The organism is Vibrio owensii (assembly GCF_002021755.1).
Taxonomy (GTDB): Bacteria; Pseudomonadota; Gammaproteobacteria; order Enterobacterales; family Vibrionaceae; genus Vibrio; species Vibrio owensii.
Genome location: NZ_CP019959.1, coordinates 410,770 through 424,496 on the forward strand (window position 1 = coordinate 410,770; position 13,727 = coordinate 424,496).

Genomic DNA, 13,727 nt, shown 5'->3' on the forward strand with positions numbered 1-13,727 from the left:
GAGCGCCTTTTTTAATTCCGTTAGAAACGATTAGATTTGAGTAAAATCTGTTTCTACTGCTGGGTTCACGTCTGCTTCGTAATCCACACCGTCAACACCGAAGCCAAATAGCTTCAAGAACTCTTCTTTGTACTCAACGTAGTCAGTCAGTTCTTTTAGGTTTTCAGAAGTGATTTGTGGCCATAGGTCACGGCAGTGTTGTTGGATATCTTCACGTAGTTCCCAGTCATCCAGACGTAGACGGTTCACTTCATCTACTTCTGCTGCGCTGCCGTCTTCTTTGTATAGACGTTGGCTGAACATACGGAAGATCTGCTCCATACAACCTTCGTGTACGCCTTCTTCACGCATTTTCTTGAATACCATAGCGATGTATAGAGGCATTACAGGAATTGCAGAACTTGCTTGAGTCACAACAGACTTAAGTACCGCTACGTTTGCGCTACCACCAGTTGTAGACAGTTTCTCGTTAAGTGCTGCAGCTGCGCGGTCTAGGTCCATTTTCGCTTTACCTAGAGCACCATCCCAGTAGATCGGCCAAGTTAGCTCAGTACCGATGTAGCTGTATGCCACTGTTTTACAACCATCTGCTAGAACGCCAGCTTCTGATAGTGCGTTAATCCATAGTTCCCAGTCTTCACCGCCCATTACGGTTACTGTGTCTTGGATTTCTTGCTCAGTTGCAGGCTCTACGCTTGCTTCGATGATGACGTCTTTGTTGGTATCAACCGCCGTCGACGTGTAAGTTTCACCGATAGGCTTAAGTGCTGAACGGATCAGTTCGCCCGTTTCTGGCATTTTACGAACTGGAGAAGCCAGTGAGTAAACCACCATATCTACCTGACCAAGGTCTTCTTTGATCAGATCGATTGTTTTCTGTTTTGCTTCATTTGAGAACGCGTCACCGTTTAGGCTTTTCGCGTATAGACCCTCTTCACGAGCTAGCTTTTCAAATGCAACAGAGTTGTAAAAACCTGCTGTACCTGGCTTCTTCTCTGTGCCTTCTTTTTCGAAGAAAACACCGATAGTTGAAGCGCCGCCACCAAATGCCGCAGCGATACGAGAAGATAGGCCGTAGCCACTTGATGCACCCACAACAAGAACGCGTTTTGGTGCGTTTTTAATTGGGCCTTGTGCTTTAGTGTAAGCAATTTGTTCTTTTACGTTAGCTTCACAACCCACTGGGTGCGTAGTAGTACAGATAAATCCACGAATTCTAGGTTTGATGATCATATTCAACTTCCTTTAAAAAACGTTGCTAGGATAAAAGGTTCAGCCCTACTTCGCACCTAATTTCTGTAAAAATGCTGCGAAAATGCAAGTGGTTGGAGCACTCAGCCGAAAAGTAAAAGCCTTAAACATAAAAAAGCACCTCAATTGAGGTGCTTCTCTCATTTTGTACTCACGCGCTTCATGCTGCTGAGTTCAAATGCGATTTCTTGGTTGTCACATTGGTACGAACTTCTGAGAAATCGTGGCTAAAGTGGTCGACTTGAATCGCTTTGTAGCGCAACTTATCTGCCGCCATGATTTGATCGATTTCTTGCTCTGTCAGTACCTCTGCTTCAAACGCTTGCTGTAGACGGTCATGCAGTAGGCCTTTACGAGCTACTTTGCCATCTTTCGCCGCTTTCATCAGTTTACGCTCTAGAGGTTTCACATCGTACATCGCTAAGAACGCTCGCTCCATCAGACCAACACTGTCGTCCTCTGCTTTACCTATGTAACACAAGCTCGTCATGCGGTCACGTTGTGCTCCTGGCGTCATCATTGCTTCTGCTAGGCTCACACACAGCTCGTCACTTGGTGCTTTGAAGTGATTACCTAATGGGAACAACAAGCCTTTTAGAACGCCACCCACGTATTTCACAGGGAAGTTTGAGTACGCTTCATTTAGCGACTTCGAAGCGTTGTACAAACAATGCTGAACGGCATAGTGTACAAAGTTCAAATCACCTTGTTGGCGGCCTTCATCTTCGTATTTCTTAAGCGCCGCTGACGCCATGTATAGATAGCTCAAACCATCACCAAGACGTGCAGAGATCATCTCTTTACGTTTCAGGTCACCGCCCAACGTTAGCATTGCAAAGTCTGCACTCACTGCCAGTGCGCGACTTAGGCGAGTGATGTCTTTGTAGTATTGCTGTGTAGGGCCACTCATGTGCGCTTTCACGAAGCGAGAACCGGTCAGTGCCGCACCCAACGCGCCAAAGGTATTACCCATTGCGTGTTTGATGTGTTTGAACAGTAGATCATCAAACTCTTTTGCGCCTTCTTTCGAATCTGGGTTCGCAGCAGCTTCCATCTCTTTCAACACGTATGGATGACAACGTGTCGCACCTTGACCGAAGATCATTAGGTTACGAGTTAGGATGTTTGCCCCTTCAACCGTAATCGCGACTGGAATACCTAGATAGTGTTTCGCTAGGTAGTTCATAGGGCCATCTTGAATCGCTCGACCCGCGTGAATATCGAAAGAATCGTTCAGGATAGTACGAGCCATTTCTGTCATGTGGTATTTGGCAATTGCGGTCACGATACCCGGTTTCTCTTTCATATCCAGAGAAGTCGTCGTCAGCGTACGTGTTGCCTCAAGCAGGTAAGTTAAACCGCCAATACGGCCCATTGCTTCTGCCACACCTTCAAACTTACCAATCGACATACCAAACTGCTTACGAACGTATGCATAAGCGCCTGTAGTGCGCGTAGTAAGGTGACCAATCGCGGTACCTAATGCAGGAAGGGAAATACCGCGACCGGCCGATAGACACTCAACCAGCATACGCCAGCCTTTACCTGCGTATTCTGAACCACCAATCAGCCATTCCATAGGAATGAACACGTCGTTACCGCGAGTAGGACCGTTCATAAACGCAGAACCTAGCGGGTCGTGACGCTCACCAATCTCCACGCCTTCATGATCGGCAGGAATCAATGCACAGGTGATACCCACATCTTTCTTGTCGCCAAGCAGACCATCAGGGTCTTGAAGCTTGAACGCCAAGCCAAGTACGGTTGCTACGGGAGCTAGAGTGATGTAACGCTTGTTCCAACTAACACGGATACCAAGGACTTCTTCACCCTCGTGCATGCCGTAACACACCACGCCTTGGTCAGGAATGCCGCCCGCATCTGAGCCAGCTTCAGGGCCAGTCAATGCGAAACAAGGGATATCAGTACCATCCGCTAGACGTGGCAGCCAGTAATCTTTCTGTTCTTGAGTACCGTAGTGAGAAAGCAGCTCACCTGGGCCAAGAGAGTTGGGTACCATCACAGACACAGCCGCACTGATGCTTCGCGTTGCAATGCGAGATACGATGGTTGAGTTAGCCAGAGCAGAGAACTCACGTCCACCATACTCTTTTGAAATGATCAGTGAAAAGAAACGCTCTTTGCGTAAGAAATCCCAAACCTCTGGCGGAAGATCTCGATCATCTTTCACAATTTGTTGGTCATTAAGCATTTCAAGCAGTGTTTCAAGTTCATTATCCATGAAAGCTTGCTCTTCAGAAGACAATGCAGGCTTCGGATAATGATGTAACGTTGTAAAGTTAGGCTTGCCAGAGAACAACTCTGCATCCCACCAAACGCTACCCGCTTCCATTGCTTCTTTTTCAGTGCTCGACAATGGAGGCAATACTTTCTTAAACATTTTGAATGCTGGGTCACTAATCCATTTTCTTCGTAGAGAGCTCATAGTTCAGATCCTTTTGTTCACGTCACCGCTCGCGGCTTTCACTTATCTTTTTTATTGATTTAATGTTTTTTACTTAGCGGACATACCGGCCGATAAGTAAGGAATCAGTAGGTCAACGACGGACTTCACGTCCACCTCTTTTTCAAATTTACTTTCTGCAATCTCGGTTAACGCTTGGCTCGATGCCATAGTGAAAACACAAGTGCCAAGTGTGAAATGCAATCTCCAGAAAAGTTGTTCTTCGCTCATTTCAGGGTTTGCCTTCATGATGGAGAACATAAACAGGTTCAACACTTCTTCATATCTTGTACTGATAAACCAGCGTAAATGGCCTTGTACATCGGTGTATCCTCGACCAATCAGCAACATAAACAATGCTGTGCCGTTCGGTCTCACGTCATTCAGTGCACGCAAAGGTAAACGTAGCGATTCAAACACTTCATCCATGTTGTAATCGTCGCGTGTGTTTAACTCGATCAAAGACGTTTTGATGCTCGGCATTAGCGCCTCTAAGTATCTGTCTAGTACTGCCCTTACAAGCGTTTTCTTGTCGCCAAAGTGGTAGTTGACCGAAGCTAGGTTCACGTTCGCCTTGCCAGTAATGGTTCTCAGTGATGTGTCATTGAAGCCGTATTCTGCAAATAGTCCTTCTGCTACATCGAGTATTTTTTCTTTTGTTGTACTTCTCGGGGCCATTTCAATCACTCGTATTAAACAACTGTTTGAAAATATACTCCCGAAACTTGAGATTAACAAATGATTAACATCACATTTTCACTCATTGGTCTGACCAGACTAAGAAAGTGTGCAGTTAACGAGATGAATTTAAAGCGGTTCTTGTTTTATGAAAAAAACTTCTAAAAAAAATGGAACTGTTTGGAATTGTTCCGGTCTGAATTACTGTAACAACTAGGGCATTTAAAGTTTTACTGGCCGTCAAACTTGTTTCTATCTAGTTGCTACATTGCTGCTTTTTCTTATTAACTCCTATGTTTGTATCCGCCCAGACACTTTTTCGTCTGGGCTTTTTTTCGTCTGTCGTTTGAGGTTTTGTCAAATGACTTTCTTCTGGATACAAAAAAGCCTCCCGATTTGGGAGGCTTTTAAAGTGTAATCGTCTTTTCTTACGCTTTTTCTACCGCTACTTCTTCTGCCGCTTTCTTAGGTAGAGAGAAGTGCAATAGCGCATAACCTAGCACTGCTGCTGTTGTTGAGCCCATCAAGATACCTAGTCGAGCATAAGTATCGAACTCAGGACTTACGTTACCGAATGCCAGTGATGAGATGAAGATCGACATCGTGAAGCCGATACCACACAGGACCGATACAGCGAAGATGTGCATAAAGTTCACGCCCTCTGGCAACTTAGCAATACCCATTTTCACCGCAGCCCAGCTGAATGTGAAGATACCAAGTGGCTTACCAACCAACAGACCCAGCGCAATACCTAGAGGTAGCATAGAAGTCAGACCGGACATCGATACGCCTTCTAGTGAGATACCAGCGTTTGCGAAGGCAAACAGAGGCAAGATACCGAATGCTACGTATGGGTGCAGTGCGTGCTCCATGTGTTTCAGTGGAGAGTGCTCGCCCTTCTTACCTTTAAGTGGGATAGCAAAACCGATTACTACACCTGCTAGTGTTGCGTGTACACCAGATTTCAGTACGGCAAACCAAAGGATCGCACCAACTATCATATACGGCGTTAACTTGGTGACGTTTTTCGCGTTCAGCATAAAGAGCACGCCCGTCATGATAAAGCCAACCACTAATGCCATTGTCGATAGATCGCCTGTGTAGAAAAGCGCGATGATAACAACAACACCAAGGTCATCGATAATAGCCAATGCCAGTAGGAAAACCTTCAGGCTAATTGGCACACGCTTACCAAGAAGCGCCATGATACCTAGAGCAAAAGCAATGTCTGTTGCAGCTGGGATTGCCCAACCAGAAATCGCCTCTGGGTCACCGGCGTTGAATGCAACATAAACAAGTGCCGGAGCCAACATACCGCCTACCGCTGCAATAGCAGGGAAGATTGCGGTTTCTTTCGATTTTAGTGCGCCTTCAAGTAGCTCACGCTTTACTTCAAGACCGATTAGTAGGAAGAACACAGCCATCAGGCCATCGTTAATCCAGTGAGAAACTGACATACCAAATACATAAGTATGCAGCATAGCTTGATAAGTTTCGCCAAGTGGGGTGTTAGCAATGGTCATCGCAATTGCCGCAGCAATTACAAGAAGAATACCACCAGCGGATTCCATTTTGAAAAAGTCACGAATGACATCGTTCATGATTTCGCCCTTATATTTATTATCTTAATAAACGATTAACAAAGAATGATGAGAGTGTATAGCTGCTGAAAATTTTAGAATAATCGCTTGTTTAGAGTTTAAACTTCGATTTTTCCGATGTTTCATTTACGAAACATCGTATTTTTCAACAAGAACATAATTATTTACAAGACCTGCCTATCTCCTTATAAGCTCAATCTATTAACATAGACTACTATTAAGTTAGTATAATATCTGATGAATTTTCGTGATTAACGTGCGGTTTTGCGTCGAAAACTGCGTGTTTCATTAACAAAAAAGCCACCCTTCTGGATGGCTTTTTTCGTATCCTAGTAACCGGTGAGTTGCATAAATCCCCAGGCTTCATTGGACCCCGATGCGAGTATCGGGCCTTCCCAATATGGAATCACAAAGGGCAGCCACATGTCCGATTTTATGATCCTCGTCGTCAAATTAATCTTCTGCTCGGGGACATTAATGATCCACTGCAGCGGTAAACGTCGTCCATTAGACAAGTTGGTCACCTGTAGTGGCGTCATGGTTAAATCTTTTTCAGTAAGGTTAATCACCTTGCCAGAACGTGTTGATAGTGTGCCAAATAGGTGAGGCACCTGCCCATTGTGTCGATAGCGGCTTACTGTCAATGCGCGGCCATCATCAAGATTAAATACAAACCAATCCCAACCTTGCTGCCCTTCCCCAATGAGACCGCTTCCCCACTCTTTCTGCGTCCATCCAGAGCCAGAGACTGGGATTTCACGACCATTTAAGGTCAGTGTACCTTTTACATTAAGGAACGGCGCACTGAAGCTGAAAGAAGCAATAGATTGAAGTGCGTGTTTAACTTGGAAGCCCTGATCACCATTTACTACAAATGGGCCATTGGTTGTGGTGTTCAAATCAAGCGCAAACGTGTCGGTCGATACGTCTAGGTTACCCGGAAATGGAGTAGAGCCTAGTGCTCGCCAGTTCCAGTTATCAATCCACAAGCGGAACGGTCGATTCGTCATACCAGCCTGTCCAATGCCGCCTCGTGCAACTCTCTGCTCTTTCCACACATGAGAGCCAGAGCTCACAACGATATGGGAGATAAACAATTGTGGGTTCTGCCAACCACGAGTATCGCGTTCGTCCGTAGCAACTCGGAAGTAGCTCCATTGAACGTTATATACTTTGCCGTTCTTGTCTTGAACTTTGGCAAAGTAGTTCCACCATTCATGTTGATAGTCAGGGTGGAAACGAAAATCCTGCGGCAGTGAAACATGTTGATCGGGTAGCACCGGCTCAAAGATGGTTTTGCTCTCGCGTTTTAGAACATCGCTGATTTCACTTTGTTCTGTTGCCGTCGCTTCTGCCCAATGCGTAACATACAAAGTCACACCCGCTAATGCGATGAACACAATAAACACCAGCGCAGAAATAGAAAACGTCTTTTTTGGAGTCATCTTTTTCATTACAGCGCATCCCTTAACGATTTCATCGGCGTACTCTTGATCATTCTTATCACAGGCAGTGCCCCTGCGATCATGATAGCCAACATCGCCCAAGCAATCGTCTGAACGTATTCCCAAGGAATGGTTTGAAGCTCTAACGACCAGCCGAAGGACTGCTTAATGATGATATCGACAATCAAGTGCGCCAACGCTAAGCCCAGTGGAACCGCGATAATCGCAGAAATCATACCGAAGGCGAACAACTGTAAACCACCTAATAAGACGAGTTCTTTACCTGAAACGCCCATACACCGTAACAAAGAGAAATGTCGTTGACGAGAAAGCTCACCCGCTAGCGTCGCAAAGAACAAACCAAACACAGCAATAATCAACGTAATGTTGCCCAACGTACCCGCGATTGCAAAGGTATGGTCAAACACGCGCATGGCTTGGTTATAGATATTGTTATTGTCAAACACTCGATCTTGCGACAGACGGAATACGTTTTCTAGTCGACGCTTTAGGCCTTCGCCATTCACGTTGTCTTCGAGCAAGACGCCAAGCCCAACGTTGCCAGAGCCTGCGAACGCATACAGCCAATTTCGATGCGACATCATGACTTGATTGTATGGGTTACCATAGTCGTAGTAGACACCAACGACTTGCCACCCTCCCCCTAACGGAGGTTGCAGGTCTATGTAATCACCAGGGCGAATGTCGAGCTTCAAAGCCATGGATTCACTTACCATCAAACTCTTAGAGTGATGTAAATGATACCAATAGTTAGGCACACCAAGTTTCACGGTTAGAGAGTCCAACTCGCCCTCGGAAGAGCCTGTACTCACAACCTGCAAGGCACCACGTTCAGTCGGGACGTCTTTTTCCCAACGCCACCAAACCGAATCAACCTCTGGCTGCTCTTTTAACCAAGAACTCATACGTGCAGCAGAATTGTTGGTTGGATAAATATAGAGATCGGCCGCTAAGCGTTGGCTCAACCATTTGTCTGTTGTATCTCGGAAGCTACCCACCATGGTTTCAACACCAATGTTTGCAGCCAGTGCAAGCATAAACGCCATGGTCGCTACGCCTCGGTAACTCATACTTGCCGCCGCGTCAGCAAAGAACCAACGCACACGAACCCATCGTAATGAATAAGAGAAGCTTTGGAACATGTGCCACATCAAGAACGGCATAAACAACGCCACGCTGATCAACATTAGTGCGATAATCGCAAAACCTGACTCTTGCGTTTTTGGTGCCTGATAAACCGCAACGGCAGCCACACAGAACCCACAAGCTGCGAAAGCTTGCCAAGAGAACTCACGCCCAGCAAAACGCATGAGGGACAAGCGAGAAGATAAGCGAATAGGTTGTGATTTTAATAAGCGGATCAACGGCCACAGACAGGAAATCAAGGCACCTAAGGCCGACATAGCCAAACTGTATAGACTGGACTCCCAAGACCAACCAATCGTCAGTCCTACGTTGGCATCGTATAAATCACTCAAGCTTGATGAAACGGCAGGAATAAGCTCGTTTGCGAGAATCAAACCGAAGAAGTTACCACATGCCCAAGCGACAAGAACAAGTATGGTCAGCTCCAACATCAAAGCTTGTGCCAACTGCATACCATTCACACCAGTTTGACGAAGAATCCCCACCAAACGTTGACGTTGAATGAAAGACAAAGACATCGCTTGGTAGAAGATGAACAAGCCAACTAGGAACGATAGCATGCCCATTGCTGTCAGGTTCATGTGGAATGCTTTCGTCAAAGATTCCAATTCTGAGCGGCTATTACGTACCAGCGTCATGCCATTTGGCAGCATATTTTTCAGCGCTACTACCTTCTCTTCTGGCATTTCGCCACAAGCAATCGCGGACAAGCCAGAGCTGCGCTTTAACATTCGAAGAAGCGAAATGTCCGTCACTAAGCGCGTGCCTGAAAGTAAGTTGTCGCTGTCGACTTTCAACGGCCCTAATCTGCTGCCATCATTGAGAGTGATAAAATCGCCATCATTCCATGACATGTGAGACGCTAAGTCTTGGCTCACTAAAATTGGGTAAGGCGGCGTCATCAAAGTCAGCATAGGAAGGTCTTTTAGCGACTTTCCTTGCTGCAAAGGCAGTAACGCAACAGGATCTACCCCAACCAACATAAGGCTCAAGTCGGCTTTGGTATCGAGATGAAGAACATCGAATGGCGCGCACTGATTAAAACCAGCACGTCGAAGTTGAATGTAAAAGCCCTGCGGGATTTTATTAGCTGAATGCTTGGTACGAATACGGTAAGGCAAAGGGTTTGAAAAGAGTTTCTCACCGGTTTCGTAGCTCTGTTTAGCGTGTTGGTTAATCGATGTCACACCAACAAGGAGTGATACACCTAAGGTTAAACCAAGCCAAACAAGAATAATTTGAAGTGGATAGCGACGGTAATGACCGAGTAGTGCCTTAACTACGGGCCATAACATGCAGCTGTCCTCCTTGAAGACGAATTCTACCTTCCATGTGCTCTGCGACTTTCTCACTGTGCGTAACCAACAGCAGCGTACACTCTAATTGACGCGCAAGGCTGGTTAGCAGGCGCATTACCGCTTCAGCATTGCGCTCATCCAAGCTACCTGTCGGCTCATCGGCAAGCAGGATTTTCGGCTCCATATACAAAGCTCGAGCAATAGCTGCACGTTGTTGCTGACCACCAGACACTTCTTCAGGGTAACGACCTAAAAGCGGCATAAGATCGAGAGCAGAAAGAATTTGACGCCACAAGCCTTTGTCTTCTGGTAAGCCTTTTAATTGGCGGCAGAAACGGATGTTGTCAGCGATATTCAAGGTGGGAAGTAGGTTGAACTGCTGGAAGATATTACCAATGTTGTTGCGGCGGTAGAGTGTTCTAAGGTGTTCAGGTGCGCTATGCATTGCAAAGCTTGGGTATTGGATCTCGCCCGAATCGGCAGTATCAAGACCTGCGATAAGGTTAAGGAGCGTACTTTTCCCCGATCCACTTTCACCCATTAATGCGACTTGTTCACCTTGTTGTAATGTTAATTCTGCCCCTTGTAGTACGGGATGAAACTCTCCCCCGTCTACATAGCCTTTACATAGGTCTGACAGTTTTAACATTGATTATGCCGCTCAAATGGTGTTTAAAAATTGGAATCAGAATCTACACTAAAATCCTGTTGGTAGGAAGTATTTTGAATAGTTGATCACACTATCAGAGTACAAATGCAACTTGTCTCGCGACCCTTCCTAAGCATCGATCAAATTTTTCATCCATTTCTTGCTCGCCATGCGGTGTAGGCATGTCCCCCACTTCACCACTTCTTCGGTCAAAAACAGCAAATAAACCCATTGCGGCTCAAAGCCTAAATAGATAGCACCAAAGGCAGCTAATGGAATACTTATTACCCATTGCGCGATCAGATCTTGGTACAAACAGAACTTCACATCCCCACCTGCGCGAAGCACACCGACAATAGCCATCATAGGAACAGAACGAAGTACCACCCCGACAGCAAGAATCACCATAAACTGTTCAGCTAGGTGGCGCGTTTCTGGCGTCAGAGCACTAAAGGCATCGAGAATAAGTTGGTTTGAGAGCAGAAGTAAAATCGCGACAACGACGGCAATCAACACATTGAGAATTACGGTTGCCCACGCTTGGTAGTAAACCGGACCAAAGTTCTTTGCGCCCAATTGATTACCCACCAATACCGCAGCAGCGTTAGATGAACCGATCATCATAGCAAGAGCAATCGACTCTACTGGCGTCATTACTGACAATGCCGCTAAGCCCTGCACGCCTGCTTGTCCCATAATCGCGTGATAAGCAAACAAGCCGCCCGCCCATGCTAGGAAGTTAAATGTTGTCGGAAGGGAAAGTTTTAAGAAACGGGTGATTTTATCCAACACTAAGCTGGCACGAATGTCATCCAAACCAAAAGCAATAATGTGCTTTTTAAACCACAGGTAACTGAATAAACAGGTTACTTCAATAGCACCACTAATGACGGTGGCAATCGCAGCCCCTTTAATACCCATAGCAGGAAAGCCAAATTGCCCAAAAATAAGCACCCAGTTAAGGAAGATGTTGGACAGAATGCCGATACCGCTAAAAAACGTACTTAGCCCCGGTTGATGCATAGCGCGCAGACCCACCGCCATACTTGCGACACAAGCAACAGCAAACATGCTAACCGATGAAATAACGAGATAATCAGCACCAAGACGAATCACCTCTTCCGAATCTGTCGTCAAGCGCATGATGGGTTCTGGGAACAAAACGAATAACACTACCGTAAGGGCAGCGAATACCATGGAAATCATCCACGTCAGCGATGTACTTTGCCTTACACCTACTTTGTTTCCCGCTCCCCAGTACTGCGCTGTTAACAACGCGCCGCCGGTTGTTACGCCAAGGAGCATGATGGTCGTAACGAATGTCGCTCTTGCTGCAACGCCGACCGCAGCAATTTCCGCCTCGCCCAATTGACCGAGCATCAGTACATCCACCAAGCTTCGGCTGGAGAACATCATGCTCTGTAAAGTGATGGGTAATGCGATGGCAAATAGTCGACGTAAAAACGACTTATCGGCATGAGTAACCAGTTGTGAGAAAAAAGTCATGCACGCTCCGACGACAACTTATTGATAGAACGAGAAAAGTGTCTCATGATTATACCCAGTGGTGACTAATCCACCAGCAATAAAAAGGACTCAGAATGAAAAAGGTGTTGGTACTTGGGGCTTCCGGATACATTGGCTCACAGCTTCTTCCACAGCTGCTTGACAAAGGTTACATTGTCACAGCAGCAGCGCGTCATATAGACTATTTAGAATCTCGAACTCAACCACACCCTAATCTCACTCTCACTTATTTAGACCTCGCAGATGCAGAAGCGACGCTCGAAGTCGTGAATGATTTTGATTTGGTGTTCTTCCTTGTTCACGGTATGGCGCAAGGTCACGACTTTGTTGAGTACGAATTAAACCTCGCAGAGAACTTCAAAAACGCACTTGAGAAAAGTCGCGTAGAACACGTTATTTACTTGAGTGCGATTCAGCCCCAAACAGGCAACTCTCAACACTTAGCAGCACGCAAAGCGACGGGGAAGATCATTCGTCAAGCTGGCGTTCCTGTTACCGAACTTCGCGCAGGCGTGATTATTGGGCCGGGGTCTGCGGCATTCGAGATCATGCGTGACTTCGTCTACAACCTGCCAATTCTGATTGCGCCTAAGTGGGTCGATTCCAAAGCTAACCCAATCGCCCTACCCAACCTCAATCACTACTTGCTTAAACTGACAGAAACCAAACCAACAGAAAGTGAAATCTATGAAGTTGGTGGGCCGGACACATTAAGTTATCGCGAGCAATTTGAAGTCATTTGTAAAATCACAAAAAAACCTTACCGACTTTGGTCAACCCCACTGCTAACACCCAAAATGGCGTCGTATTGGTTAGCCATTGTGACGTCAGTTCCTGCAAGTATTGGTAAAGCGTTGCTTGCTGGTTTGGAGCACGATTACATTGCTGATACCAAAGCCATTCACGAACGATTTCCACAAGAGCTAATCAGCTATGAGCAATCCGTAGCGGACACCATCGCTACGGAAGGAACTTTTGTGCGCAGTAACGTATGGGGGTTTGAACCAGCAGCACTCAAACGTTGGCAACCGGGCTACGGGTATTATCCAAAACAGGCAGGAGCCAGCATTAAGACAAAAGCCTCGGCAGAATCACTTTGGAAGGTCGCACAAAAGATCGGGAGCCCTGAAAAAGGCTATTACTTTGCCAACATCCTTTGGCGCACCCGAGAGTGGCTCGATATCTTCTTTGGTGGAGGAAAACCCATTCGAGTTTCGCCACCGGGGCCAGAGCTCAAGGTGGGTGATTTCATTGATTCATGGAAGGTTATTCGCTGCGAGGAGAACCAGTTCCTTTCACTGTTTTTCGGTATGAAAGGTCCGGGACTTGGTCGTTTAGAAATAACAATAAAAGACGATGGCGAAGAGCGCGAATTCGATATCACCGCATGGTGGCATCCGCAAGGCTTCCCCGGTTTGCTTTATTGGTTTGCGATGATGCCAGCACACCTATTCATCTTCAAAGGTATGGTAAAAGCGATCGCCAAAGAAGCAGAACATCTAGAGCACGAATAACGCCCCATTGCACTTAGCCGCTCATAGCACTTTCAAACAAAGCAGATAAAGACGGTTTGAGAGTGCTATTGAAAAGGTTCTATATTGATTAACACCCGGTAAATTTAATTGAATTTATTTCAGTGCAATCCCC

At 46.2% G+C, this 13,727-nt stretch carries 9 protein-coding genes; 1 reads left to right on the plus strand and 8 read right to left on the minus strand.

All coding sequences use genetic code 11. The features are described from left to right. Positions 1-30: 30 nt before the first annotated feature. The 8 genes from fabV to A9237_RS01830 all read right to left on the minus strand — a co-directional run bounded on the left by fabV (position 31) and on the right by A9237_RS01830 (position 12,059). Positions 31-1,233 carry an enoyl-ACP reductase FabV gene (gene fabV / locus A9237_RS01795; protein WP_009705827.1) on the minus strand — a complete coding sequence of 401 codons (1,203 nt, stop codon included), beginning with the start codon at positions 1,231-1,233 and terminating at the stop codon, positions 31-33. Positions 1,234-1,411: 178 nt separating this feature from the next. Further along, on the minus strand, positions 1,412-3,697 hold the full coding sequence (locus A9237_RS01800; RefSeq protein WP_005442252.1) for an acyl-CoA dehydrogenase: 2,286 nt from the start codon (positions 3,695-3,697) through the stop codon (positions 1,412-1,414). A 69-nt stretch (positions 3,698-3,766) separates the two neighbouring features. Further along, the gene (gene psrA, locus A9237_RS01805; protein WP_009705826.1) at positions 3,767-4,393 is read right to left on the minus strand and encodes a TetR family transcriptional repressor PsrA; all 627 of its coding nucleotides are present in this window, start codon (positions 4,391-4,393) and stop codon (positions 3,767-3,769) included. A 428-nt stretch (positions 4,394-4,821) separates the two neighbouring features. After that, entirely contained in the window at positions 4,822-5,994 is a 1,173-nt protein-coding gene (gene nhaA, locus A9237_RS01810) for a Na+/H+ antiporter NhaA (RefSeq protein ID WP_009705825.1), read from the minus strand. 329 nt (positions 5,995-6,323) lie between these two features. Then, positions 6,324-7,448 carry a lipocalin-like domain-containing protein gene (locus tag A9237_RS01815; RefSeq protein ID WP_078607408.1) on the minus strand — a complete coding sequence of 375 codons (1,125 nt, stop codon included), beginning with the start codon at positions 7,446-7,448 and terminating at the stop codon, positions 6,324-6,326. Then, on the minus strand, positions 7,448-9,901 hold the full coding sequence (locus A9237_RS01820; protein ID WP_009705823.1) for an ABC transporter permease: 2,454 nt from the start codon (positions 9,899-9,901) through the stop codon (positions 7,448-7,450). Before A9237_RS01820 ends, A9237_RS01815 begins: the two co-directional genes overlap by 1 nt. Next, complete coding sequence (locus A9237_RS01825; RefSeq protein ID WP_005428554.1) at positions 9,882-10,553, minus strand: ABC transporter ATP-binding protein; 672 nt, start codon at positions 10,551-10,553, stop codon at positions 9,882-9,884. Before A9237_RS01825 ends, A9237_RS01820 begins: the two co-directional genes overlap by 20 nt. 129 nt (positions 10,554-10,682) lie before the next feature. Next, positions 10,683-12,059 (minus strand): MATE family efflux transporter, encoded by a 1,377-nt coding sequence (locus A9237_RS01830; RefSeq protein WP_039842568.1) that lies wholly within the window; start codon positions 12,057-12,059, stop codon positions 10,683-10,685. 95 nt (positions 12,060-12,154) lie between these two features. Here A9237_RS01830 and A9237_RS01835 point away from each other — a divergent pair, with 95 nt between their 5' ends. Next, positions 12,155-13,594 carry a DUF2867 domain-containing protein gene (locus tag A9237_RS01835; RefSeq protein WP_078607410.1) on the plus strand — a complete coding sequence of 480 codons (1,440 nt, stop codon included), beginning with the start codon at positions 12,155-12,157 and terminating at the stop codon, positions 13,592-13,594. Positions 13,595-13,727: the final 133 nt, after the last annotated feature.

Excerpts from the sequence above, each read along its gene's own strand:
- psrA (WP_009705826.1), bottom strand. The coding sequence starts at position 4,393 with ATGGCCCCGAGAAGTACAACAAAAGAAAAAATACTCGATGTAGCAGAA.
- A9237_RS01800 (WP_005442252.1), bottom strand. The coding sequence starts at position 3,697 with ATGAGCTCTCTACGAAGAAAATGGATTAGTGACCCAGCATTCAAAATG.
- A9237_RS01835 (WP_078607410.1), top strand. The coding sequence starts at position 12,155 with ATGAAAAAGGTGTTGGTACTTGGGGCTTCCGGATACATTGGCTCACAG.
- A9237_RS01825 (WP_005428554.1), bottom strand. The coding sequence starts at position 10,553 with ATGTTAAAACTGTCAGACCTATGTAAAGGCTATGTAGACGGGGGAGAG.
- nhaA (WP_009705825.1), bottom strand. The coding sequence starts at position 5,994 with ATGAACGATGTCATTCGTGACTTTTTCAAAATGGAATCCGCTGGTGGT.
- fabV (WP_009705827.1), bottom strand. The coding sequence starts at position 1,233 with ATGATCATCAAACCTAGAATTCGTGGATTTATCTGTACTACTACGCAC.
- A9237_RS01815 (WP_078607408.1), bottom strand. The coding sequence starts at position 7,448 with ATGAAAAAGATGACTCCAAAAAAGACGTTTTCTATTTCTGCGCTGGTG.
- A9237_RS01830 (WP_039842568.1), bottom strand. The coding sequence starts at position 12,059 with ATGACTTTTTTCTCACAACTGGTTACTCATGCCGATAAGTCGTTTTTA.
- A9237_RS01820 (WP_009705823.1), bottom strand. The coding sequence starts at position 9,901 with ATGTTATGGCCCGTAGTTAAGGCACTACTCGGTCATTACCGTCGCTAT.